The organism is Virgisporangium aurantiacum (assembly GCF_016863635.1).
Taxonomy (GTDB): domain Bacteria; phylum Actinomycetota; class Actinomycetes; order Mycobacteriales; family Micromonosporaceae; genus Virgisporangium; species Virgisporangium aurantiacum.
In genome coordinates this window covers 80,269-101,684 of record NZ_BOPG01000071.1, presented here as the reverse complement: position 1 = coordinate 101,684, position 21,416 = coordinate 80,269, and the positions used below count along the sequence as shown (strand labels likewise).

16 protein-coding genes and 1 pseudogene are annotated in these 21,416 nt (G+C 72.2%); 8 read left to right on the top strand and 9 right to left on the bottom strand.

Translation table 11 applies throughout. The features are described from left to right. Positions 1 to 55 precede the first annotated feature (55 nt). Both Vau01_RS46715 and Vau01_RS46710 read right to left on the bottom strand, forming a co-directional pair. Positions 56 to 1,891, bottom strand: a complete 1,836-nt coding sequence (locus tag Vau01_RS46715) for an Hsp70 family protein (protein ID WP_204007052.1) — start codon at positions 1,889 to 1,891, stop codon at positions 56 to 58. Between the two features lie 10 nt (positions 1,892 to 1,901). Then, entirely contained in the window at positions 1,902 to 2,039 is a 138-nt protein-coding gene (locus Vau01_RS46710; protein ID WP_204007050.1) for a hypothetical protein, read from the bottom strand. A 109-nt stretch (positions 2,040 to 2,148) separates the two neighbouring features. Between Vau01_RS46710 and Vau01_RS46705 the strand changes: the two genes are divergently transcribed. After that, positions 2,149 to 4,530 carry an ATP-binding protein gene (locus Vau01_RS46705; protein ID WP_204007048.1) on the top strand — a complete coding sequence of 794 codons (2,382 nt, stop codon included), beginning with the start codon at positions 2,149 to 2,151 and terminating at the stop codon, positions 4,528 to 4,530. Position 4,531: 1 nt separating this feature from the next. On the opposite strand, the gene Vau01_RS46700 is transcribed toward Vau01_RS46705, so the two are convergent. Then, positions 4,532 to 5,734 (bottom strand): MFS transporter, encoded by a 1,203-nt coding sequence (locus Vau01_RS46700; RefSeq protein WP_204007046.1) that lies wholly within the window; start codon positions 5,732 to 5,734, stop codon positions 4,532 to 4,534. A gap of 184 nt (positions 5,735 to 5,918) precedes the next feature. On the opposite strand from Vau01_RS46700, the gene Vau01_RS46695 reads away from it, so the two are divergent. From Vau01_RS46695 to Vau01_RS46685, 3 genes are read left to right on the top strand one after another with little or no spacing between them, the layout of a single operon-like run. After that, the gene (locus Vau01_RS46695) at positions 5,919 to 6,890 is read left to right on the top strand and encodes an acyltransferase domain-containing protein (protein WP_204007044.1); all 972 of its coding nucleotides are present in this window, start codon (positions 5,919 to 5,921) and stop codon (positions 6,888 to 6,890) included. Next, entirely contained in the window at positions 6,887 to 8,743 is a 1,857-nt protein-coding gene (locus Vau01_RS46690) for an acyl-CoA dehydrogenase family protein (RefSeq protein WP_204007042.1), read from the top strand. Before Vau01_RS46695 ends, Vau01_RS46690 begins: the two co-directional genes overlap by 4 nt. After that, positions 8,734 to 9,792 carry a 3-oxoacyl-ACP synthase III family protein gene (locus Vau01_RS46685; protein ID WP_204007040.1) on the top strand — a complete coding sequence of 353 codons (1,059 nt, stop codon included), beginning with the start codon at positions 8,734 to 8,736 and terminating at the stop codon, positions 9,790 to 9,792. Before Vau01_RS46690 ends, Vau01_RS46685 begins: the two co-directional genes overlap by 10 nt. 23 nt (positions 9,793 to 9,815) lie before the next feature. Here the strand turns inward: Vau01_RS46685 and Vau01_RS46680 are convergent, their stop codons facing one another. Beyond that, on the bottom strand, positions 9,816 to 10,466 hold the full coding sequence (locus Vau01_RS46680) for a TetR/AcrR family transcriptional regulator (protein WP_204007038.1): 651 nt from the start codon (positions 10,464 to 10,466) through the stop codon (positions 9,816 to 9,818). An 83-nt stretch (positions 10,467 to 10,549) separates the two neighbouring features. Here Vau01_RS46680 and Vau01_RS46675 point away from each other — a divergent pair, with 83 nt between their 5' ends. Further along, positions 10,550 to 11,881 (top strand): glycosyltransferase, encoded by a 1,332-nt coding sequence (locus Vau01_RS46675; protein WP_204007036.1) that lies wholly within the window; start codon positions 10,550 to 10,552, stop codon positions 11,879 to 11,881. A 123-nt stretch (positions 11,882 to 12,004) separates the two neighbouring features. Here the strand turns inward: Vau01_RS46675 and Vau01_RS46670 are convergent, their stop codons facing one another. From Vau01_RS46670 to Vau01_RS46655, 4 genes are read right to left on the bottom strand one after another with little or no spacing between them, the layout of a single operon-like run. Beyond that, complete coding sequence (locus Vau01_RS46670) at positions 12,005 to 12,904, bottom strand: hypothetical protein (RefSeq protein WP_204007034.1); 900 nt, start codon at positions 12,902 to 12,904, stop codon at positions 12,005 to 12,007. A 41-nt stretch (positions 12,905 to 12,945) separates the two neighbouring features. Then, a complete protein-coding gene (locus tag Vau01_RS46665) occupies positions 12,946 to 14,262 on the bottom strand; it encodes an FtsX-like permease family protein (protein WP_204007032.1) in 1,317 nt (438 codons plus the stop codon). Further along, complete coding sequence (locus Vau01_RS46660; RefSeq protein ID WP_204007030.1) at positions 14,259 to 14,936, bottom strand: ABC transporter ATP-binding protein; 678 nt, start codon at positions 14,934 to 14,936, stop codon at positions 14,259 to 14,261. The genes Vau01_RS46665 and Vau01_RS46660 overlap by 4 nt, the downstream gene beginning before the upstream one ends. Next, a complete protein-coding gene (locus tag Vau01_RS46655) occupies positions 14,933 to 15,457 on the bottom strand; it encodes a PadR family transcriptional regulator (protein ID WP_204007028.1) in 525 nt (174 codons plus the stop codon). The genes Vau01_RS46660 and Vau01_RS46655 overlap by 4 nt, the downstream gene beginning before the upstream one ends. Before the next feature lie 127 nt (positions 15,458 to 15,584). On the opposite strand from Vau01_RS46655, the gene Vau01_RS46650 reads away from it, so the two are divergent. Next, positions 15,585 to 17,054, top strand: a complete 1,470-nt coding sequence (locus tag Vau01_RS46650) for a M20/M25/M40 family metallo-hydrolase (protein ID WP_204007026.1) — start codon at positions 15,585 to 15,587, stop codon at positions 17,052 to 17,054. Between the two features lie 14 nt (positions 17,055 to 17,068). Here the strand turns inward: Vau01_RS46650 and Vau01_RS46645 are convergent, their stop codons facing one another. Then, positions 17,069 to 20,086 (bottom strand): AfsR/SARP family transcriptional regulator, encoded by a 3,018-nt coding sequence (locus tag Vau01_RS46645; RefSeq protein WP_204007024.1) that lies wholly within the window; start codon positions 20,084 to 20,086, stop codon positions 17,069 to 17,071. 387 nt (positions 20,087 to 20,473) lie between these two features. On the opposite strand from Vau01_RS46645, the pseudogene Vau01_RS63950 reads away from it, so the two are divergent. Both Vau01_RS63950 and Vau01_RS46640 read left to right on the top strand, forming a co-directional pair. Continuing rightward, positions 20,474 to 20,653 (top strand): annotated as a pseudogene (locus tag Vau01_RS63950) (carbon-nitrogen hydrolase family protein); the annotation flags it as partial. Between the two features lie 40 nt (positions 20,654 to 20,693). Next, positions 20,694 to 21,413 (top strand): VOC family protein, encoded by a 720-nt coding sequence (locus Vau01_RS46640; protein ID WP_239152424.1) that lies wholly within the window; start codon positions 20,694 to 20,696, stop codon positions 21,411 to 21,413. Positions 21,414 to 21,416: the final 3 nt, after the last annotated feature.

Here is a 21,416-nt window from a genome sequence, read left to right as displayed (position 1 = left end):
GTGCCGATCTTGTCGACCGATTGGTAACCGGATTGGACGCTCGCCGCGGCATGGGTCACGTGGTCGTGCTGACGCGGACCGCGTCGATGGTCCACCGGCTGTTCCAGAACCGAAGGGTGTCGCCGGAGCAGGTGTAGTCCTCCGGTTCGAGGCTCGCGACCATGGTGCCGGATTCGACGACCCGCCCGTTGACCTTCGTCGTCAGGGTGCCGATGGATGTCGCGTCCCGGAGGTAGATCGTGTGGTCGCTGGCCGCGTAGGCGACCGTGATGGTTCCCACGCTGGTGATCTCGTACCGGTTGCCGCCGCTGGTGCCGGTGCGGGTCACGCCGGCGCCGAGATACTCGACCACCGCGATGCCGTCGGCACGGAACCGGTTGATCGTGCCGCTGCTCTGCAGTTCGACGGTGCGTCCGCCGACGGTCCACGTCGAGCGGTTCGCCGTCTGCCGCCAGGTGCCGACGAGGCACTGCGCCGGGGTCAACGACGGTGACGGCAGGGACGGCGACGGCGACGGTGACGGGTCGGCCGCCGGGGCCGAAAGCGTGCGCGCCTGCGAAAGGCCACCGTCCGGGGAATCACCTTTCCCGTCCCGGTCCGTGCCGACCCACACGCCGACGGCGGCCAGGAGCAGAGCGAGAACCACCGCGGCGGCCACCCGGGCCGTGCGCACCGGTCGGCGCGGCGCGGGCGGCAGCGGACCGGTGACTTCCGGTCCGGCGCTGGGCCACCCGGCTCCCGGCTGTGCGGGCCCGGCAGCCGGCGTCCCGGCGTCGGGGTGCCCGGCGTCGGTCGCCGGCCCGCCGGTGTCGGTGTCGGTGTCGACGGCCGCGTGCAGACTTCCCTCGGCGACGACCAGTTCGGGCTGGTCGGTGATTGTCACGGGCATGCCGAAGGCGCGGTGCAGCATGGATCCGGCCAACTGCAACCGGCTGGAGCCGCCGACGAGAAAGACACCGGCCAGGTCGGTCACCCGCACGCCGGCGGCGTCGATCGCCGCCCGGGTCGCGTCGACGGTGCGCTGCACGATCGGCCTCGCCACGTCGTCGAGCAGTTCCCGCGTGATCGGAACGTCCACGTCGAACAGTGGAAGGTGGACCATCGTGGCGGTGGTGCGGGCGAGGATCTCCTTCGCCGTGCGCACGTCGTCCCACAGCGTGCGACGCAGCCGTTGGTCGTCCGGTCTGACGGGCGAGATCAACCGGTCCCACCGGACGGGGTCGAGCGCCGCGTACGTCTCGCCGAGGCGGGCGACGATCGCCGCGTCGATGTCGAGACCGCCGGTCTCGCTCAGACCGCGTTCGGCCAGGACCTCGAACCCGTCCGCGGTGCGCCGCACCACCGAGGCGTCGAAGGTGCCCGCACCGAAGTCGTACACGGCCGCACACCCGCCGACGGGAATCCGGCCGCCGGCCGCCGCCACGAAACAACAGGCCGCGGCGACCGGCTCGGCCACCAGTCGCGACCGCGCGAACACGCCCGCCGCGGCCTCGTGCAACACCTCCCGGCGGGCGGTGCCCCACCCCGACGGACACGTCAACACCGCCTCCACCGGAGGGTCGCCGCTCACCCGCGCCGCCTCACCGGCCACCCGCCTCAGCACCGCCGCGATCAACTCGACGACCGGCACCTCCGCCTCGCCCAGCAGCACCGCACCCTCGTCGATGCGCTGCTTCGGGTACGGCTCGAAACGCGCCGGCGCGGTCCGCATCGAATGCCACGCGTCCCGCCCGATCAGCAGTCGGCCGTCCGGTTCCGCGTACACCGCGGACGGCAGCAACGGTGACCCGTCGAAGAGCAACGGCCGCAGGACGCGGTCGGCGGACATCAGCACCGCGACCGTGTGGGACGTCCCGAAGTCGATACCCAGGCGCGGACCCGCCGTCAGCACCGGTCCCCGCCTACCGCTGGAACCGGGCGGCGGGCGAGTCGTCGCCCGTGACGACGACAACGACCACGGCCGCGATCGGCTCCGGGATCGGGATCGACGCAGTGTGTTGGCCCACCGGGGTCCCGGCAGGCTCGTCGGCCGTCGTCACGTATCCATCCTCGGCAATCACGCGGTCGGCGGCGCAGGACCACCAACTGTTGTCCGCCGTTGTCCACCGCTGTCCGCCGGAGGTGAGATCGGTCTTCTACGATCGGTTCATGCTCGCTGACGCGTCCGCGGTGTCGACCGTCGCCGAACTGGCAGCGCTGCTGCGTCGGTTGCGACGCCGGCAGGCGCGGCTCACCGGGGCCGCGCCCGCCACCTACCGGACCCTGGCCGAGCAGACCGGGTGGGCGCGCAGCGCGATCGGTCAGTACCTCAACGGTCAGACGCTGCCACCGACGGACCGGTTCGCCGCACTTGTCGATCTCTTCGGCGCCGGCCCGGCCGAGCACGAGGCGCTGGCTGACGCCCGGGACCGGTTGGCGGAGGCACAGCGTCGCCGTGCCCCGACGGCTGCCGCACGACCCGCGCCGCCGGCGGCCGGCCCGCAGCCGCCTCCGGCCGGCCACCACAACGGCCCGGTTCCGCGGCAGCTACCCGCGCCGGTGGCGGCGATCGCGGGGCGGGCCGACGCGGTGGCCGCACTGGACGACCTGCTGGCGGGCGGCCCGCACGGACGACCGGTGCGGGTCGTCGCGGTGTCCGGCCCGGCGGGCGTCGGCAAGACCACCCTCGCGATCCACTGGGCACACCGCGTCGCCGACCGTTTTCCGGACGGTCAGTTGTTCATCAACCTGAAAGGGTTCGATCCGGTCGGCCCGCCGGTGACACCGGCCGCGGCCGCGCGCGGTTTCCTCAACGCCCTCGGGACGCCACCGGACCGGATCCCCATGGACCCGGATGCCCAACTCGGCCTGTACCGCACCGAACTCGCGCAGCGCCGGATCCTGATCGTCCTCGACAACGCGTCCTCGGTCGAGCAGATCCGCCCGCTGTTGCCCGGGGCCGCCGGCTGCCTGGTTCTGGTCACGTGCCGCTATCAGCCGACGGCGCTGGTCGCCACCGACGCGGCCCACCCGCTCAGACTCGATCTGCTCACCTCGACGGGTGCCACCGAGTTGCTGACCGAGCGGCTCGGTGCCGACCGCCTGGCCGCCGAGCCCGCCGCGACCCGGGCACTGATCTCGACGTGCGCGCGCCTACCGCTGGCGCTGGCGATCGTCGCCGCCCGCGCCGCCACCCATCCCACGTTCACGCTGGCCGACCTGAACGCCGAACTCGCGGCCGGGAACACTCTCGACCGGTTCAACGGCGGCGACCCGACCACCGACCTGCGCACGGTGCTGTCCTGGTCGTACCGCCGCCTGCGACCGGCGGCGGCCCGCCTGTTCCGGCTGCTGGCCCTGCATCCCGGGCCGGACCTGTCAGCGGCGGCCGCGGCGAGTCTGGCCGGTTGCGACGCCCGCGCCCTGCTGTCCGAACTCACCTACGCCAATCTGCTCACCGAACACTCCCCGGACCGGTACCTGTTCCACGATCTCCTGCGCAGCTACGCGACGGAACTCGTCGAAACGCTCGACGCCGAACAGCGGACCTCCGCACAACTGCGGCTCCTCGACCACTACCTGCACACGGCACACGCCGCCGCGCGTCACATCGCCGCTCACCGCGACGACGTCTCGCCGGGTCCGGCCCAGCCCGGCGTCACACCGGAACCCGTCACCGGACACCGGCAGGCAACGGCCTGGTTCAGAGCCGAACGTCCCGTGCTGCTGGCCGCCATCCGGCAGGCGGCCGCGCTGGGCCTGCACAACCACACCTGGCAGCTGGCCTGGACCCTGATCGTCTTCCTGCACATCCGCGGCCACTGGCACGACGCTCTGGCCACCCAGACGATCGCGCTGGCCGCGGTCCGCCGAACCGGCGACACGGCCGCCCAGGCCGCCGTCTACCGGGACCTCGCGCACGCCTATGCCCGGCTCGACCAGTTCGCCGACGCCAACCGCTACCTGCACCACGCGACGGTCCTGCACGCGCGCACCGCGGACCACAACGGGCTGGCCTGGACCGAGCACCGGCTCGCCTGGACAGCGGACCAGCAGGGTCGCGGCACCGCCGCGATCAGCCATTCCCACCGGGCCCTGCAACTGTTCGAGCAGACGGGCAACCAGCGGGGCCTGGCGCACGTCCACAACAACACCGGCTGGTACTACGCGTTGCTCGGCGACCAGCGGAAGGCACTGATCCACTGCCGGCGGGCGCACGCCCTGTACCAGCAACTCGGCAACCGGATCGGTCAGGCCAACAGCCTCGACAGCATCGGATACGCCCACCTCCGCAACGGCGAACACGAACGGGCCGCCCACTACTACACCCGGGCACTGCACCTGTTCCGTGCGCTCGGCGAGCCCTACTACGAGGCACAGGCCCTCACCCACCTCGGTGACGCCCAGCACGCGGCCGGCGACGGCAACACCGCCCGGACCGCGTGGCAGGCCGCCCTGGCGATTTTCGACACCCTCGACCACCCCAACGCCGACGATCTCCGCGCCAAGCTCGCGCTCCCGTCCGGCCTGCGCAGTCCACCGGCACGGTGAACTACGACGGCGCCGGGGTGACCATCGGGATCGCCGAGGGCTCAGGGGCCCGGGTCCGCAGCGACCGGGCGATGAGCGACCGGGCGAGTTCCGCCGCCGCGAATCCCGACGCGATCAGCGCGGCGGCGACGAGGCCGAGGTTGTGCGCACCGACGAGGTTGATTCCCAGGGCGCCCATCATCCCGGCCATCGACACGGCGACATAGATCGCGGACGCGTTGAGCGCGATCGTCAACGGCGCGCTGGCCGGCGAGATCTGAATCAGCCGGTGCTGCTGTGGCACCAGCACGCCCCAGCCGCACAGCCCCCACACCACGATGGCCAGCACCGACGTCCAGAAATACATGCTGGTCAACGGCATGAGAGCGAAGTCGACGGCGGCGACGGCCAGCGCGACGTTGATGATCCGGCGGCTGCCGAACCTGTCGGTCAGGCTGCCGGAGCCGAGGTTTCCGACCGTTGCCGCCACCCCGTTGGCGCACAACAGGATCGCGAGGGCGGTTCCGCCGCCACCGGTGGCCCGGTCGTAGGAGACGCTGATGTAGGTGTAGACGGTGTGCAGGCCCGCGATCAGGAACACCGTCGTCAGCAAGGTGAACGCCACCCGCGCGTCCCCGATCGGCGCGATGCGCTTGCGCAGGCTGACGCTCGGCAGTCCGGGCACCGGTGGCAGCAGGAAGGCCACGCCGGCGAAGGCAAGCGCACACAGGACCGCGACGAACACCGTCGTGATACGCCAGTTGGACGCGTGACCGATGAGGGTGCCGATCGGCGCGCCCAGCGCGGTGGCCCCGCTGAGCCCCGCCATCACGACGGCGAGCGCACGGCCGCGCTGTTCCGGCGGTACGAGCGCCGCCGCGGCGCCGCTCGCGGTGGGTGTGTACATCGCGGCGCCGAGGCCCGCGAGGACCCGGCTTGCCAGCGCGAGCCCGAACGTGGGCAGCACGGCGGTGGCGATGTTGCCGACCATCAGCACGGCCAGGCCGGTGAGGAGGACGCGTTTCCGCGGCCAACGGGCGGTGAACGCGGCCATGACCGGCGAGAGCACCGCGTACGACAGGGCGAACACCGTGACCAGTTGACCGGCGGCCTGGACCGAGACGTCGAACGAGGTGGCGATCCGCGGAAGAACTCCCGCCACCACGAAACTGTCGGTGCCAACCGCGAAAGCACCGATCGCGAGGGTGAGAAGACGACGATTCATGTGGTCTCTCCGACCGACTGTGCGTACCTGTCCGAGCACTCAGGAGCCTGGACACTAGGCCGCGACCCTTTCTCGACCCTCAAGGCTCAGGTAACCGGCGTCGCTCCCGTGAAAGCACTGTGAAAGGTCGACGTCAGGACCCGGTGGCATGCTCGGCCGGAAGCAGGCTCGCCATCGATCGACAGTGGAGGATCCCCTGGATACGACGCTTCTCTTCCCGGGGCAGGGCGACTTCGACATCCGCGCGTTGACCACGGCCGCCGCTTCGTACCCGGCCGTGTGCGAGGCGGTGGAGCTCGTGTTCGAACAGGTCGACGCGGTGGGACGGGAACACGGTGTCGGCCCGGTGCGGCCGTGGCTGGAGGTGGGGGCGGGCGGCCTGCACGAGGCATCGCTGGAGGTGTCGCTGCTGGTCCAGTACGGCTCATCGGTCGCGGTCCACGCCGCGCTGTGCTCGGTGGGACGGGCCCCGGACCGCGTGCTCGCCGTGAGTTTCGGCGAGCTGCCCGCCCTGGCCGCGACCGGTGCCGTGACCATCGCCGACGGTGCGCGGCTCACCGTGCACCTGGCCCGCACGCTCCGCCGGTGTGTCGGCGGGCTGACGGCACTCGGCGCGGGTGAGGCGCGTGCGGGCGAACTGCTGCGTGCGGCGGACGCGGACGACGTGGTGGTGGCCTGCGTCAACGACGACGCGAGCACCGTCGTCGCCGGCCCGGTGGAGCAGCTGTCGGCCGTGGAACGGCTGGCCGCCGGGCTCGGTCTGAGGTCCGCCCGGCTGCCGCTGCCGTTCACCTCGCACCATCCCGGCCTGGCGCCGCGGGCCGCCGAACTGTTGACGGCCATTCGCGACATCCCGATCGACCATCCGCGCGTGCCGTTGTACTCGGCCGTGGCCGGCCGGTCCTACCGGTCGACGGACGACCTGCACGGCGCCCTCGTCGACGGCCTCGTGCGTCCGGCCCGGGTTCCGGACGTCCTGCGGCAGGTCGCCGTCGACGGCGCGGTGTTCCTCGACGCGGGCACCGGCCGCTCACTGCTCCGCAGCGTGCGTCGCGTGCTCGGTCCGGTGACCGCGCATCCGACGCTCGCCGAGCCGGCCATCTTCTCGACCCCGTCACCGGCCACCGTCGCAGTTCCCGTTCGGGGCCGTCCATGACCGAAGTTGGCCCGACCCGACGCGAACTCGCCCACATCGTCCACGGCACCGACGACCCGGCACTGCACGAGCGACTCCTGGCCGCCCTGACCGCACCGCCCGACGCCGCACACCGTGCCGGTGCCGCGATGGACGCCGGCGCCGGTGGCCGGACCCGGCGGATGGCGCACCTGCTCGGCCGGGTGGCCGGCTGCATGCCCCCCGCCCACGAGCTGTTCGACAAGCCGGAGCGGCTGATCACCGCGCACGCCTGGGCCGCGGTGTCCGAGCCGGCGTTGTTCATGAGCCTGGTGACCCACTACACCCTGTGCCTCAACTCGGTGTTCTCGCTGTCCGGCGATCCGGCCGAACTGAGCGAAGAGTTACGCGACCTGGAGACCGGCCGGGTCAAGGGCGCGTACATGGTCACCGAGGTCGGGGCGGCCAGCAGTCATGTCGGGACCCGCACCACCGCCCGCTTCGACCCGGTCGCGCGGGAATTCATCCTGGACACCGCCGAGGCCGGCGCGGCGAAGTTCGTGGCCGCCGTCGACACGCCGGTGCCGCAGGTCGCGGCGGTGCTGGCCCGCCTGCTGGTCGGCGGTGCCGACTGTGGGGTGTTCGCGTTCCTCGTCGACCTGTGCGACGCCCGCGGTGCGCGACCCGGCGTCGGCTTCAGCCCGGTGGGTGAGCTCGGTGCCCTGCCGCTGGACTACTGTCTGGTCACCTTCCGGGACGTACGGCTGCCGTTCAGGCGCTGGCTGCGCGACAGCGCCTCGATCGATCGGGACGGCGTCTTCCACGATCCCCTCGGCTCGGCGGACGGCCGCCTGCAACGCACGCTGTCCGTCGGCCAGGCGCTGTGGGCCACGGTGCCCGCCGCGGCCGCGGCAACCGCCAGGCAGAGCGTCGTGCTCGCGCTGCGCCACTCGTCACGTCGGGTCTCCCTCGGCCGGATGGCGTCCGGCTCGCCGGTTCTGGCGTACCAGCCGCAACGGCGGGCGCTGCTGACCGCGCTCGCCGACGCGTTCGCCGTCACGTGTGTCGCCAACCGCGCGCGGGCGTTGTGGACCCAGGCGGCCGACGCGAGCGCGAGCGATTCCGGCGCGGTACGGCTTACTCCGTGGGCCTCGGTGAGCCGGCCGCTGGCGGCGCTCAAGGGGTTCGCGGTCGCCACCGCGTCGCGTCTCATCGGCGAGTGTCAGGTGCGCAGCGGTCTGCACGGCTATCTCGACGCCAATCGCCTGGCCGGGTATGCCGGGTTCACCACCGCCTTCGTCACCGCGGGCGGCAGCAATGCCCTGATCGCGATGGACACCGGCTGCGCCCTGGCCGAGGAATCCGGGGCGGAATCCGGCGCGGCGCCGGCCGCGCCCGGAGCGCACGAGCGGATCGGCACGGCGCGGTGGTGGTTGCGGTTGGCGCGGGCACAGGAACACCTGCTCGCCGCGGAGCTGCGCGGGAAGCTCGAGAAGCAACCCACGCGGGAGCCCTTCGAGCGGTGGAACCCGCTTCTGGACGAGGCTCGCGAGTTGGGCGAGGCGTACGCCACCCGGCTGGCCGCGGGCAGTGTCGTCGACACGCTCGCCGCCGTGTCCGACGCCGAGCTGATCGGCGTGCTCCGGCCGTTGGCCGGATTGTTCGCCGTGGCCGAGGCCAGGCGCAACGCCGCCACGCTGATGGGCATGGGCCTGCTGGCGCCGGACGTGGCCCGCTCGCTGCCCGCCGTCCAGGACGACCTGTGCGACCGGGTCGTCCCGCACCTGCCGCTGTTGCAGGACGTGATGGGCTTCCCGGACGAGCTGGTGCGGTCACCGATGGGTGCCGTCGACTATGCCGCCGCCCTCGCCGCCGGGGTGTCGGCATGGCAGTGACCGCCGGACCGTCCGCGATCGGCGTGCTGGGCATGGGCACACACCTGCCGGCCCGCCGGCTCGGCAACGACGAGGTCGCCGCACCGCTGGGCCTGGACCCGGCATGGATCGCGCGGCGGACCGGCATTCTCAACCGGCATGCCGCGGAGCCCCACGAGGCGTCGTCCGACCTCGCCGCCGCCGCGGTTCGGGCGGCGTTGAGTGCCGCCGGCATCAGCGCCGATGACGTCGGCCTCCTGCTGCTGGCCACCTCCACCCCGGACGAGCTGGGTCCGGCCACGGCCTGCCGGGTGCAAGCGGCCGTCGGGGCCCGGAATGCGGTCGCGATGGACGTCACGGCCGCCTGCTCGGGCTGGCTGTTCGCGGCCAAGGTGGCGCACGACTGGCTGCGCGCCGGGCAGAACGGCGGACAGAACGGCGGACAGGGCGGCCACGCGGTCGTGGTCGGGGTGGAGGTGTTGTCCAAGTTCCTGAACCCGGCCGACCGGTCCACCGCGGTCCTCTTCGGCGACGGCGCCGCGGCGGCGGTGCTCGGGCCGGTGCCGGCCGGCACCGGGTTCGCCGGTTTCGAGTTGGGCTCGGACGGCACCCTCGTCGATCTGGTAAACATCCCGGCCGGCGGCAGCCGGATGCCGGCCAGCGATCGTTCGCTGCACGAGCGGGCGCACGCCGTCCGCATGGACGGGCGGGCCGTGGGCGATTTCATCGCGGCGCGGCTGCCGTCCATTGTGGACAGTTGCCTGAGGGCGCAGCGGCTGCAACTGGCCGACATCGACCTGGTGGTGGCCCACCAGCCCAATCCGTCGCTGCTGCGGAACGTGGCGACGAAGATCGGCGTGCCACCGGAGCGGCTGGTCATCGTCGCGGACGAGATCGGCAACGTGGGCGCGGCCTGCGTGCCGTACGCCCTGGCCGCCGCGTGCGCGCGCGGCCAGCTCGTCGCGGGCAGCCGGGTCCTGCTGGCCGCGGTCGGGGCCGGGATGACCTGGGCCGGCGCCGTGCTCACGTGGTCCGGTGCGACAGCCGTGCAGACCGTCGGCGATCGATGATGCCGTCGCTCGCGCCTGCCGGGTCAGCGCCGGAGGATCGTGTCGCGGACGGTTCGCGTCAGAAACGCCTTGTACTGCCCGGGTGACCTGCCGTCCAGGCGGACGAAGCGCACGTAGGTCTCGACGCTGATGATGACGCAGAACGCCTCGACCAGGTCGTCGAAGGGCACGTCGGTGCGCAGCCAACCCCGCTCCGCCACGACGCGCAGGACGTTCTCGACCTGCTCCCTGATCTCGGCGAGCCGCTCGACGAACTGGCCGCGCAGTTCACTGTCTGCGGGAGCCACACCGGTGACCGCGGTCCAGACGCCGGCCGTCGGCTCGTTGAGCACGAGGAACGTTTCGCCGATGAACGTCGCGAACCCGTCCGGATCGGGGATCTTGAGCATGGCCATGCCGTAGCCGGTGGTGAGGAAGTCGAGGCCGCGTCCTTCGACACCGAACGAGGCGACCTCGACCGCGGCCCACAGGAGTGCGGTCTTGGGACCCTGTTTCTGCACCGTCTCGATCGAGACACCGGCTCGCTTGGCGATCTGCGCGAGCGTGGCGGCCTGGTAGCCGTGGTGGCTGAACTCCTCGATGGCGGCTTCGATGATGCGCCTGCGGGTCTGCGCCGCCTGCTGCTGGCGAAGCTCGGACCGGTAGGCGCGGGGGCGGGTCTCAGCGCCCGACATATTGACTAGTATCGCGTACAGATGAATACTGCTCCATGGGTCCTAATGTATCCGATCTTTCGTGGCCGCGGAGAGGCGTCGTCATGTCGTCGATCATCATCGCCACCATGCCCATCCACGGGCACGTCACCCCGCTGCTGGCGGTCGCGCGGCATCTGGCCGGGCGGGGCGACCGGGTGCGGTTCATCACCGGATCCCGATTCGCCGAACGGGTCGGGGCCACCGGCGCCGCGCATGTGCCGCTGCCGGCCGACGCCGACTTCGACGACCGGCAGAACTGGAACGAGACGTTTCCCGGGCGCGCCGCCTTGAAAGGCACGAAGGCGGTCGCCCACGACATCGAGCACGTCTTCGTCCGCCCCGGGCTGCCCCAACACGATGCCGTGATGGCGGCGCACGCCGCCGAACCGGCCGACGTGTTGCTGATCGACCCGGCGTTCGTGGGCGGTGCGTTCCTGCTGGGTCACCCGCTCGGCGTGCGGCCGCCGATCGTGGTGTGCGGCATCTTTCCGCTGCCGATCTCCAGCCGCGACACGGCGCCCTTCGGCATGGGGCTCACCCCGTTGCGCGGCCCGCTCGGCCGGCTGCGCAACGGGTTCCTCGCCACGATCACCCGCAAGCTGGTGTTTCCGCCGGTCGAGCGGATCGCCGAGCAGATCTTCCATCAGTTGCACGGCCGCTCGATTCCCTTCGCGGTGCTCGACTGGCCGCGGCACGCCGAGGCGATCGTGCAGTTCACCGTGCCCGAGTTCGAGTACCCGCGCTCGGATGCCCCCGCCACCCTGCACTTCGCGGGACCGATCTCGGCGTCGGGCTCGCAGGCGCCCCTTCCGCCGTGGTGGGCCGAACTCGACGGCTCGCGACCCGTCGTCCACCTCACCCAGGGCACCGCCGCCAACAACGACTACGGACAGCTGATCGCACCGGCGCTGGAGGGCCTCGCCGAAGAGGACGTGCTGATCGCCGTCGCCACCGGCGGGCGCCCCATCGGGTCGCTGCCGCCGCTGCCCGCCAACGCGCGGGCGGCCGAGTTCCTGCCCTACGACGACCTCCTGCCCAGGACCGATGTCTACGTCACCAACGGCGGGTACGGCGGCGTGCAGTACGCCCTGCGCTACGGCGTGCCGATCGTGGCCGCCGGCACCCACGAAGACAAACCCGAAGTCAACGCCCGGGTCGCCTGGGCGGGTGTCGGGCGTCGGCTCCGGACCGAAACCCCGACCCCCGCCGCGATCCGCGACGCCGTTCGCACCGTGCTCGACGACCACCGGTACCGCGACGCCGCACGCCGCATCGCCCAACGCATGGCCACCACCCGCGGCGTCCACCACCTCGCCGACATCGTCGACGGGTTGATCCCCGCCGAGGGCGCCGGCCGCACGCACCGCGACTCGCCGACGCATGACCGGAGGTGACGGCGGAATGGGCACGGTTGGAGATCCGTTCACCCTCGGCGCTCGCGGGACAGGTCCGGGAGCTCACCCGGGTGGCCAACCGGCTGGAACGTCTCACCGGCGCCCTGTCAGCCTGACGATCGGTCAGTCGATCGGTATGAGCAGCCCGGTGAGGACGATCACCCCCGGGCCGTATCTGGCGTCCAGTTCGCGTTGCCGTGCCTGGGTCCCCACGAAGACCTCGATCCCGAGGATGCCGGTGACGGGGTCGACGGAGGACGTCGTCCCCGGCTCGCTGGCCTCGTCCACCTGGATCCTGGTGAGTTCGGCCATCGAGCGTTCGGCTGCGGTCACGCATATCGCGCCGCCGTACGCGGCACGGATCTCGACCTCGTGCCGGGCCAGGTCCCCGGTGAACCGGACGACGAGCACGACCTTGTCCGGATCGTTCGTCCCGTCGGGCGGCGTCAACCGTCCCAGCCACGAACCGGCGTAGTCGGGCTGGGCGTTGACCATGCCGTAGGCCGCCGCGAACGCCTCGTGCGTGGTGCGGGCCGGGTCGACCGGCCGCCATCCCCCGGCCGGAGTCGGACAGGGAATGGAAGAGCCGGGCCAAAGTCGTTGCCGGAACAGGCCGCGGTCGTCGTCCGTCGCGGCCCGCGCCGGCTCGGTGAGCCGGAAGGTGGTGCCGTCGACCGTGCCTATGAGCACGTAGCTGCCCCACTTGGTCGCCGCGGCGGTCTCAGAAGGCAGACCGTCCCAGCTCCAGTTGGGAATGTCGAGCCCGCCGCACTGCGGCGGGTTCGAGGTGAAGGCAGCGACGCACAACTGCGGGCCGTGGTGCTCGTCCTGCAGAACCATCGCCCCGATCCGGAAGCGACCGGTGTACCCGTCCGGGATCAGGTTCCTCGGGTAGGCAGCCGGCGCGGAGGCCGACGGCGCGGTGGGTGCCGCACCGGCGTCGCGGCCGGCGCTTCCCACGTCTCCGGCAAACAGCAGCAGACCCGCGGCGAACACCGCCCCGGTCCCCGTCAGTGTCCTCATGTCCGTTCGACGGAAGGACAGCGCACGCGGTTCCCACCGGATCAGGGCGTGCGCAGGTTGTCCACCGCCGTGGCGCGGCGCACCCATGGCCGGGTGGCGCGCACCGCCAGTTCGGCCGCGAGCCACAGCAGGCCGAGGACGACCGCGATCGTCACCAACGGCAGGGCGATCGACAACGGCGACGTGAGTGTGGGGACGCCCATCGCGACCGAGCCGATCAGCGCACCGGCCGCCGCCACCGGCATGGACGCGAGCGCGATCTCGGCGAACTGGACCCGCTCCAACTCCCTGGGCGACGTGCCGAGCGCGGCCAGCGCGGCGATCGAGCGCTTGCGGTCCAGCAGCGACTCCACCGAGTGCACGACGAGCGTGCCGACGACCAGCAGCAGAGCCGTCAGCAACAGCAGCGCCACCAGCAGGTAGGACACCCTGAAGAAGGTGTCGCTGTCGGCCGGCCGCACGACGTCGTCCAGGTGCGCGCCGGCGCCGCCGGCGACCAGCGCGATGCCGCCGACGGCGGCCGCCGCCCGCCCCACCGCCCGCGGTTCTGCCACCACGCGGCCGGCGGCCAGCGTCGTCGTGGGCGAGGCGGTGCGCCCGAGGACGAACCGGCCGGCCCGGTACGCGAACCAGGGCGCCAGGCTCACGATGCCGAGCACCGCCAGCGTCACCATGGCCAGGATGATCAGCTGGTCGACCTGGCGGGACATTCTCGTGGTGAACGTGGAGAGCACAGCGCCGCCGAGGGCGGCGAGCATGAGCAACGCCCCCCACGGCCGCGGCGGCGGCGGGGCCTGCCGCCGGGTCACGCCGAGCGGCGTGACCACCATTCGCCGGGATGCGAACAGGCCCACCGCCAGGCCGAGCCCTGTGACGCCGAGGACGACCAGACCCACCTGCCACCCGGACGGAGCCACGGTGGTGGGCACGAGCCGGACGTACGCGGCACTCCCCCCGAACAGGACGCGCAGCAGGCCGTAGACGCCGATTCCCGCGACGCTGCCGACGAACGCGGGGACGGTCACCTCGATCGCTCCGATCGCGCGGACGTCGCCCGGCGTCGCGCCGGCGAGGCGCAGCGACGCGAGCCGGCGCTCCCGCGCGGCCGTGCCGAGCCGCACGGCCTGGTGCAGCAACAGAAGCGCCGGCACGCACAGCATGGCTGTGCCGAATGCGGTGCCCCCGCGCAGGCCCGGCTCGTACACCAGCGCGAACAGCGACTCGGTGGGCTCGGCGGGTAGCCGCAGGATCGCGACGACCACCAGCAGGAGCCCGCTGACCACCGCGGTGCACGTCGCGAGGAGCACCATGCGGGGCCAGCCGCCGGCGCGGATCAGGGCCAGGCTGACGCCGATCATCGCGCCACCGCCGCCGGCTCGACGGCGCCGTCACGCAGGACGATCTCGCGATCGGCATGGGCGGCGACGCGGTTGTCGTGGGTCACCAGAACGACCGTCGCGTAGCTGGACCGGGCGGCCGTCAGCAACGCGGTGAGCACCTGATCGCCGGAGACCGTGTCCAGCGCGCCGGTCGGCTCGTCCGCGAAGATCGCGCGTGGCCCGGTGACGAGGGCCCGGGCGATCGCCACCCGCTGCGCCTCACCGCCGGACAACTCGCCCGGCCGGGCGCCCGCAACGTCGCCGGCGCCGAGGCGATCGAGCCAGCTCATGGCCGACCGCATCGCCGCGGCCCGCTCGTGCCGCTCGAACAGCAAGGGCAGCGCGACGTTCTGCACGGCGGTCAGTTCCGGCACCAACTGGCCGAACTGGAGCACCACCCCGAACTCCCGCCGGCGCAGCCGGGTGCGATCCCGTTCGGACAACTCGTCGAGCCGCCCGCCGCTGTACTCGATCCGCCCGGCGTCCGGCCGCAGCACACCGGCCAGGCACATCAACAGCGTGGACTTGCCGCTGCCGGACCGACCGGTGACGGCGACGACCTCGCCGTCGTCGACGGACATCGTGGCACCGCGAAGGGCCTCGGTCCGGCCGAACGACTTGCGCACCGCGTGCGCGGCCACCAGCACACTCATGACGGATCCGCCCCCTTACCGGACACCCGTTGTGCCGCGGTCTCCAGCCACCGGAGATCCGCGTCGAGGTGAAAGATGGAGTGGTCGATCTCGATGCGCGCGTCGACGTCGACCGCGTCGCGCTGCTGGCTCAGCAGATCGCGCATCCGGGCCAGGTGCACCGCCCGCTGCGAACGCAGGAAGCCGCTCGCGTCGACGCCGAGCCGCAACGCGGTGACCGCCTTGCGTACCAGTTCGTCGGCGGAGTACGGCCCCGGCGTCTCGGTACCGGCGAGCCAATCGCGTAGCGCCGCCCCGCCCTCGCCGGTGAGCGCATACGTGGTCCGCTCCGGCCCGCCGTCCTGCCCCGTCTCCGCCACCTCGACCAGCCCCTCGCGTTCCAACTTCGCCAGCGCCGTGTAGACCTGCCCGAACGCCAGCGGCTTGGCGCTGGGGAACCGGGCATCATGCGCCCGCTTGAGGTCGTAGCCGTGGGCTGCACCCTCCGCGAGCATTCCCAACAGGACGTGCGCGACACTCACAGGGGGCCACTATACACATTGTGAATAGTAACGTCGAACGCCACGCTTGCCGCGCCCGTCCTGGCGCGATGGGCCAAACATAGAGACAGCTATGGATGCGCTTCGGTCCGGGGCGTAGAAACGCCTCATGGCGACGTCATCGTCCGAGCCGTCACCCGTGGTCATCCCGGGTACGCCCAGCCGGCGCGTGGTACTGACCGGATCGCTCGCCACCGGGGGCGCCCTCGTCGGTGCCGTCGGAGCGGCCACCCGCGCCGCGGCCGAACCGGACGTGGCCGCGGCGACCGGCGGCGCTTCCGGCCCGCGTCCGGCCACCACGCAGGCGCCCGACCCGGAGCTGCGCGACCTCCTGCGCCGGGTCGACGCCGGGCGCATCGAAGCCATCGTTCGCCGTCTCGCCGCGTTCGGCACGCGGCACACGCTGTCCAGCCAGGACGACCCGAACCGGGGCATCGGGGCGGCCCGGGACTGGATCTTCCAGGAGTTCCAGCGGTACGCCGCCACGTCCGGCGGGCGGATGAGCGTCGAGCTCCAGTCGTACGTCCAGGAACCGGCACCGCGGATCCCCACCGCCACCACGATCACGAACGTGGTCGCCACCCTCCGTGGAGTCGAGGCACCCGACCGGATCTACGTGGTGACCGGGCACTACGACTCCCGCGTCACCGACGTGCTCAACGCCGTCGCCGACGCCCCGGGTGCCGACGACGACGCCTCGGGCGTGGCCGTGGCCATGGAGGTCGCCCGGCTGCTGGCCACCCGTCCGCTCCGGGCCACCGTGGTCCTCGCGGCGGTCGCCGGCGAGGAGCAGGGGCTCTTCGGGTCCCGGCACATGGCCACGCTGATGAAGGCCGCCGGCGCCGACGTCCAGGGCATGTTCAGCTACGACATCGTGGGCAGCAGCGTCGGCGACGACGGCAGCCGCGACCCGCACACGGTCCGCCTGTTCGCCGAGGGCGTGCCCACCGCCGAGACGCCGCAGCAGGCCAACATCCGTCGCAACGTCGGCGGCGAGAACGACTCCCCGTCGCGTCAACTGGCCAGATTCGTGCAGGACGTGGCCGAGAACCCGGCCACCGGCATGCGCATCCGGGTCATCTACCGACGGGACCGGTATCTGCGCGGCAGCGACCACATCGCGTTCCTGGAGCAGGCGTACCCGGCCGCGCGGTTCACGGAGCCCCGCGAGGACTTCGCCCACCAGCACCAGGACGTGCGGGTCGAGAACGGCAAGCAGTTCGGTGACCTGCCGGAGTTCTGCGACTTCGCTTACATCGGGCGGGTTGCCCGGGTCAACGCCGCGGTCCTGTGGTCACTTGCGCAGGGTCCGGGCACCCCGACCGGCGTGCAGATCCTCACCAACCGCCTGACCAACGACACCGATCTGGTCTGGACCCGCGGACCCGAGCCCGACCTCGCCGGGTACGAGGTGGTGTGGCGGGAGACCACCGAACCGGTGTGGACCCACGTCGTCCCGGTCGGCGACGTCACCACCGCCCGGATCGACCTCTCCAAGGACAACGTGTTCTTCGGCGTCCGCGCGGTCGACCGGCGCGGGCGGCACAGCCCGGTCGCGTTCCCCCTGCCGTCGCAGTAGCGCGCTCTCCGTCGTCACAAAAGGGCCTTCAGCGCCGGCCGGCCGAGGTCGGTGTACAGGGCCGACGCGTACGCCTCGTGCTCGCGGGCACGGCCGAGGTCGCCGGTCGCCCGGTACGCCGTGGCGAGGCCGGCGTGTGCGCGGGCCTGCTGGTCGCGGACGCCCGTTTCGGCGGCGACCGTCAGCGCCGCGGCGTAGTGGTGCGCGGCGTGGGCCGGCTCGGAGGCCGCGCCGAGACCGTTGAGCGCCCAGGCTTCACCGTCGCGGTCGCCGATCTCACGGAACAGTGCCAGCGCGCGCAGGTGGAACGCCGCTGCCTCCTCCAGCCGACCGAGCAGGCAGTGCGCGATGCCGAGGTTGTCCAGCACACCCGCTTCGCCGCGCCGGTTGCCGAGCTGCCGGTACAGCGCGAGGGACCGTTGATGATGGTCGACGGCCGGTTCGTACCTACCCAGCTCCGCGTCGACGGTGCCGAGCTTGTCCAGCGCGCTGGCCTCACCGGTCCGGTCGCCGAGCAGGCTGAACAGGTCGTACGCCTGCCTCAGGTGGTCGCCCGCCGCGGCATGCCGGCCCAGCCGCTGTTCCACGATGCCGAGGTTGGTCAACGCGCGTGCTTCACCGGTGCGGTCACCCACGTGCCGGAAGTTCGCCAGCGCCCGCTCGTGCTGGTCGGCGGCCGACGCGTAGCGGCCCAGCCGTTCGTCGGTCAGCCCGAGATTGGTCCGGGCGCGGGCCTCACCGGTGCGGTCACCCACCTCGCCGAACAGCCGCAGCGCCCGGTTGAACTGCTCAGCCGCCGCTGCGTGCCGGCCCACCTGGGCGTATGCGGAGCCGATGCCGTTGATGGCGTTCGCCTCACCGGCTCGATCGCCGACCTGCCGGGCGGCGTGCCGGCCATGGCGGAAGATCGCGAGGCCGTCGTCGTGCAGCCCGCCGGCGAGGTAGCGGAACAGGAGCGCGGGAAGCCGGATCGAGAACGTGGGCCAGCCATCGGTGGCCGCGTACCCGGCGGTGGCACGCAGGCAGGCGCGCTCGGCGTCGAGCCACCGCCGGGCCGCGGCCGGGTCACCCAGGTCCGGCACGGGTGTCGTCACCGCGGGCACGCGTGGCCGGCGGTGCGCCTCGGCCGGGTACAGCAGGTCGATCGCGGTTGCCGCGGTGGCGAGGTAGTAGTCGAACAGCCGGCCCAACGCCGCTCGGCGGTCGTCGGTGGCGGCCTCGTCCTTCGCGTACGCCCACAGCAGGTCGTGCATGCCGAACCGGTCGGCGCCGGTCGGGTGGACGAGGTGCGCGCGGGCCAGCAGATCCAGCGCGCGACGGGCCGCGTCGAGATCGGTGTCGGCCAGGGCGGCAACGGCGTACGCGTCGGCGTCGCGGCCGGGGTGCAGACCGAACAGCCGGAACACCCGCGCCACGTCGGCCGGCAGGTGCCGGTAGGACCAGGAGAAGACCGCCGCGACCGCGGCGTGCGGGTCACCGCCGGCGTCCAAACGGTCCAGCAGGTGGTCGCGGTTGCCCAGCTCGGCAACCAGCTGGGCCAAGCTCGTCGTCGCCCGCGATACAGCCAGCTCGGCGGCGACCCGCAGGGCCAGCGGCAGCCGCGCGCACAGGCTGGCCAACGCGCCGGCGGCCTCGGGTTCGGCGTCGACGCGGACACCGATGAGCTGGCGCAGCAGGGCGACGGCGTCGGCCTCGGGCAGCAGGTCCAGATCGAGCCGGGTGGCGCCGTCCCGAGCGACCAGCCCGGCCAGCCGGTCGCGGCTGGTCACCACGACGGCGCAGGAACCCGTGCCGGGCAGCAGCGGCCGAACGTGATCCTCCGACAGCACGTTGTCAAGAACGATGAGCATCCGCCGGCCGGCGGTCTCGGTGCGGTACCGGGCGGCCCGCTCGTCGGTCTCCACCGGGATGTCGGAGTCGGCCACCCCGAGGACGGCCAGAAACCGCGCCAACGCGTCCGCGGCGGTCATCGGCTCGTCGGGGTCGTAGCCGCGCAGGTTCACGTACAGCTGCCCGTCGGGGAACCGCTCTGCCACCTGGTGCGCCCAATGCACCGCCAAGGCGGTCTTGCCCACGCCCGGCGTGCCGGAGATCGCGGAGACGACCACAGTGGACCGGCCCTGAGGACGGCGCAGCAGCGAGGTCAACTGGTGAAGTTGAGCCGTACGACCGGTGAACGCGGAAACGTCGGCGGGCAGCTGCGCCGGTTTCCTGCGCGGCACCACCGGCGCGCCCGCGGCCCCGGCGGCACCGTTGTCGGTGTCGCTGTCGAGCTGCGCAAGGACCCGGACGCGGTCGTCGATGCCGATCGCGTCCCGCATGCGGCGCAGGTGCGCGGTCGGACCGACACCCAACTGCTCGGCGAGGACCGACCGCGCGTCCTCGTACGCGCGCAACGCGGCCGCGGGATTGCCCTCCAGGTACAGCGCGGCCATGAGGAGCAGCCAGCCGGACTCCCGAAGCGGCTCGGCGCCGGCATGGCGGCGCAGATCCGCCACCACGACGGCCGGATTCCCCAGGCGCAGCTGCGCCCGGGCGTACTGTTCGAGGACGGTCGTCCGGCGCTCCGTCCACTCGGTCCGGGCGATGTCGAGTGTCGGTCCCGTCGGCACGCCCTCGAAGATCTCGCCGTGCCACATCGCGGCCGCGCGTCCCCAACGCTCTGCCGCAGCGGCCGGATCAGCGGCGGCCGACGCCGCATCGCCGGCGGCGGCCTCGGCCGCGAACCGGTGCAGGTCGATCGTCTCCGCCCGGGTGGTCAGCACGTAACGGGAGTCGCTCCGCTCCAATCGACAGCCCGCCCCGGCGAGGACGCGGCGCAGGCGGCTGAGGTACGTGGTGACGTTGGCGTGCGCGGAGTTCGGCGCGTGTTCCGGCCACAACTCGTTGACCAGCCGGGCCGGAGTCACCGCCTGGTTGGCGTGCAACAACAGCATCGCCAGAACGGTGCGCTGCTTCGGTGTGCCGATCTCGAGCCGGGAGTCTCCGTAGTGGACTTCCAGTGGCCCGAGTACTCGGAAGCTGACGTCCACGACCCCTTTTGTACCTGACGTATCGAGTTCGTATCGAACTCTTTCCTACGGTGGTCGCCGGGGGCGCTGGTCCGCAAAAAGAGGGGGGTGGACCAGCGCTGCCGCTCCCCGCGCCCCGCTACACCGATCGCGTCGGCCCGATCAATCGGGTACCCGACACTCTCGGCACGATGGACCCAACGTCGCTGATCTTGCAGTTGTGCCCGCCCTTTCGCCGGAATTCGCCCGTTTTTCGGCGAGCACAACTGCAAGATCGACTCGTTGGGACGGGCACGACAACCACCACACGAGATTCTCGGTGACATCGACGGGGCGCTGCGGGTTGTCCGCGACTTCGCCGTGCGGGCGGACTCCGCGGAGGTCGACCTGCTGACGCTGGTGATCGGCATGATCGAGCGGGCTGGCGGCGTCTATTTCAACACCGCGCTGGTCATCACCCGGGGGCAGGTGCTCGGCCGGTACCGCAAGACGTTCCTGACCATCGGGGAATCCGTCTTCGTCGCCGGCGACAGCTACCCGGTCTTCGATCTCGACCGGGTCCGGTTCGGAATCAACATCTGCTACGACACACAGTTCCCGCAGGCCGCTGCCGCGGTCGCCGCCCACGATGCGCGGGTACTGCTGGTACCGGGCCCGGCGGGCCCGCGAGACCGGCATGTGGCTGGTCTCCGCCGACGTCACCGGCGAGCGCGACGAGTCCCGCATCGGTCTCGGCCCGACCAGCGTGCTCGACCCGACCGGTGCCGTACTCACCCGGGTCGCCACCGGCACCACCGGCATGGCCGTCCTCGACACCGCCCCACACTTCATCGGTGCCGCCCGGTCACCCGAACGGCCGAATCCGCAGGCCAACCGGCCTGCGGAGCGCCTCTTCGGCGTACGCTCCGCGGGGCGTGGCCGCGCCGGAGCTTCGCCTGCATCGGGAGGAACAATGCTGAGCCACAGCGCTGTGGAAGCCAACATTCCCGCCGCCGACCTCGACCGAGCCCGCGAGTACTACTCGGACAAGCTGGGACTGACGCCCGTCGCCGAGTTCGGCGGGCAGGCGTTGCGGTACCGGACCGCCAGCGGGACCTTCTTCAACGTCTACAAGACCGAACTCGCCGGGCAGGCGGGTCACACGATCGCCCAGTGGCATGTCGAGGACGTCGATCAAGAGGTGCGCGATCTCGTTGCCAAGGGGGTCGTCTTCGAGGTCTACGAAGGCATGCCCGGCGTCGAGTGGAACGGCTCGGTGGCCACCATCCCCGGGATGGGAAAGGCTGCCTGGTTCAAGGACAGCGAGGGCAACATCATGTGCGTCGACGACGGCCCGGCCTCCGGCTGAAAG

Coding starts and splice junctions, on each gene's coding strand:
- Vau01_RS46660 (WP_204007030.1), bottom strand. CDS start 14,936: ATGAGTGTGCTGGTGGCCGCGCACGCGGTGCGCAAGTCGTTCGGCCGG.
- Vau01_RS46690 (WP_204007042.1), top strand. CDS start 6,887: ATGACCGAAGTTGGCCCGACCCGACGCGAACTCGCCCACATCGTCCAC.
- Vau01_RS46680 (WP_204007038.1), bottom strand. CDS start 10,466: ATGTCGGGCGCTGAGACCCGCCCCCGCGCCTACCGGTCCGAGCTTCGC.
- Vau01_RS46650 (WP_204007026.1), top strand. CDS start 15,585: ATGGCGACGTCATCGTCCGAGCCGTCACCCGTGGTCATCCCGGGTACG.
- Vau01_RS46705 (WP_204007048.1), top strand. CDS start 2,149: ATGCTCGCTGACGCGTCCGCGGTGTCGACCGTCGCCGAACTGGCAGCG.
- Vau01_RS46665 (WP_204007032.1), bottom strand. CDS start 14,262: ATGATCGGCGTCAGCCTGGCCCTGATCCGCGCCGGCGGCTGGCCCCGC.
- Vau01_RS46640 (WP_239152424.1), top strand. CDS start 20,694: ATGCGCGGGTACTGCTGGTACCGGGCCCGGCGGGCCCGCGAGACCGGC.
- Vau01_RS46675 (WP_204007036.1), top strand. CDS start 10,550: ATGTCGTCGATCATCATCGCCACCATGCCCATCCACGGGCACGTCACC.
- Vau01_RS46700 (WP_204007046.1), bottom strand. CDS start 5,734: ATGAATCGTCGTCTTCTCACCCTCGCGATCGGTGCTTTCGCGGTTGGC.
- Vau01_RS46670 (WP_204007034.1), bottom strand. CDS start 12,904: ATGAGGACACTGACGGGGACCGGGGCGGTGTTCGCCGCGGGTCTGCTG.
- Vau01_RS46685 (WP_204007040.1), top strand. CDS start 8,734: ATGGCAGTGACCGCCGGACCGTCCGCGATCGGCGTGCTGGGCATGGGC.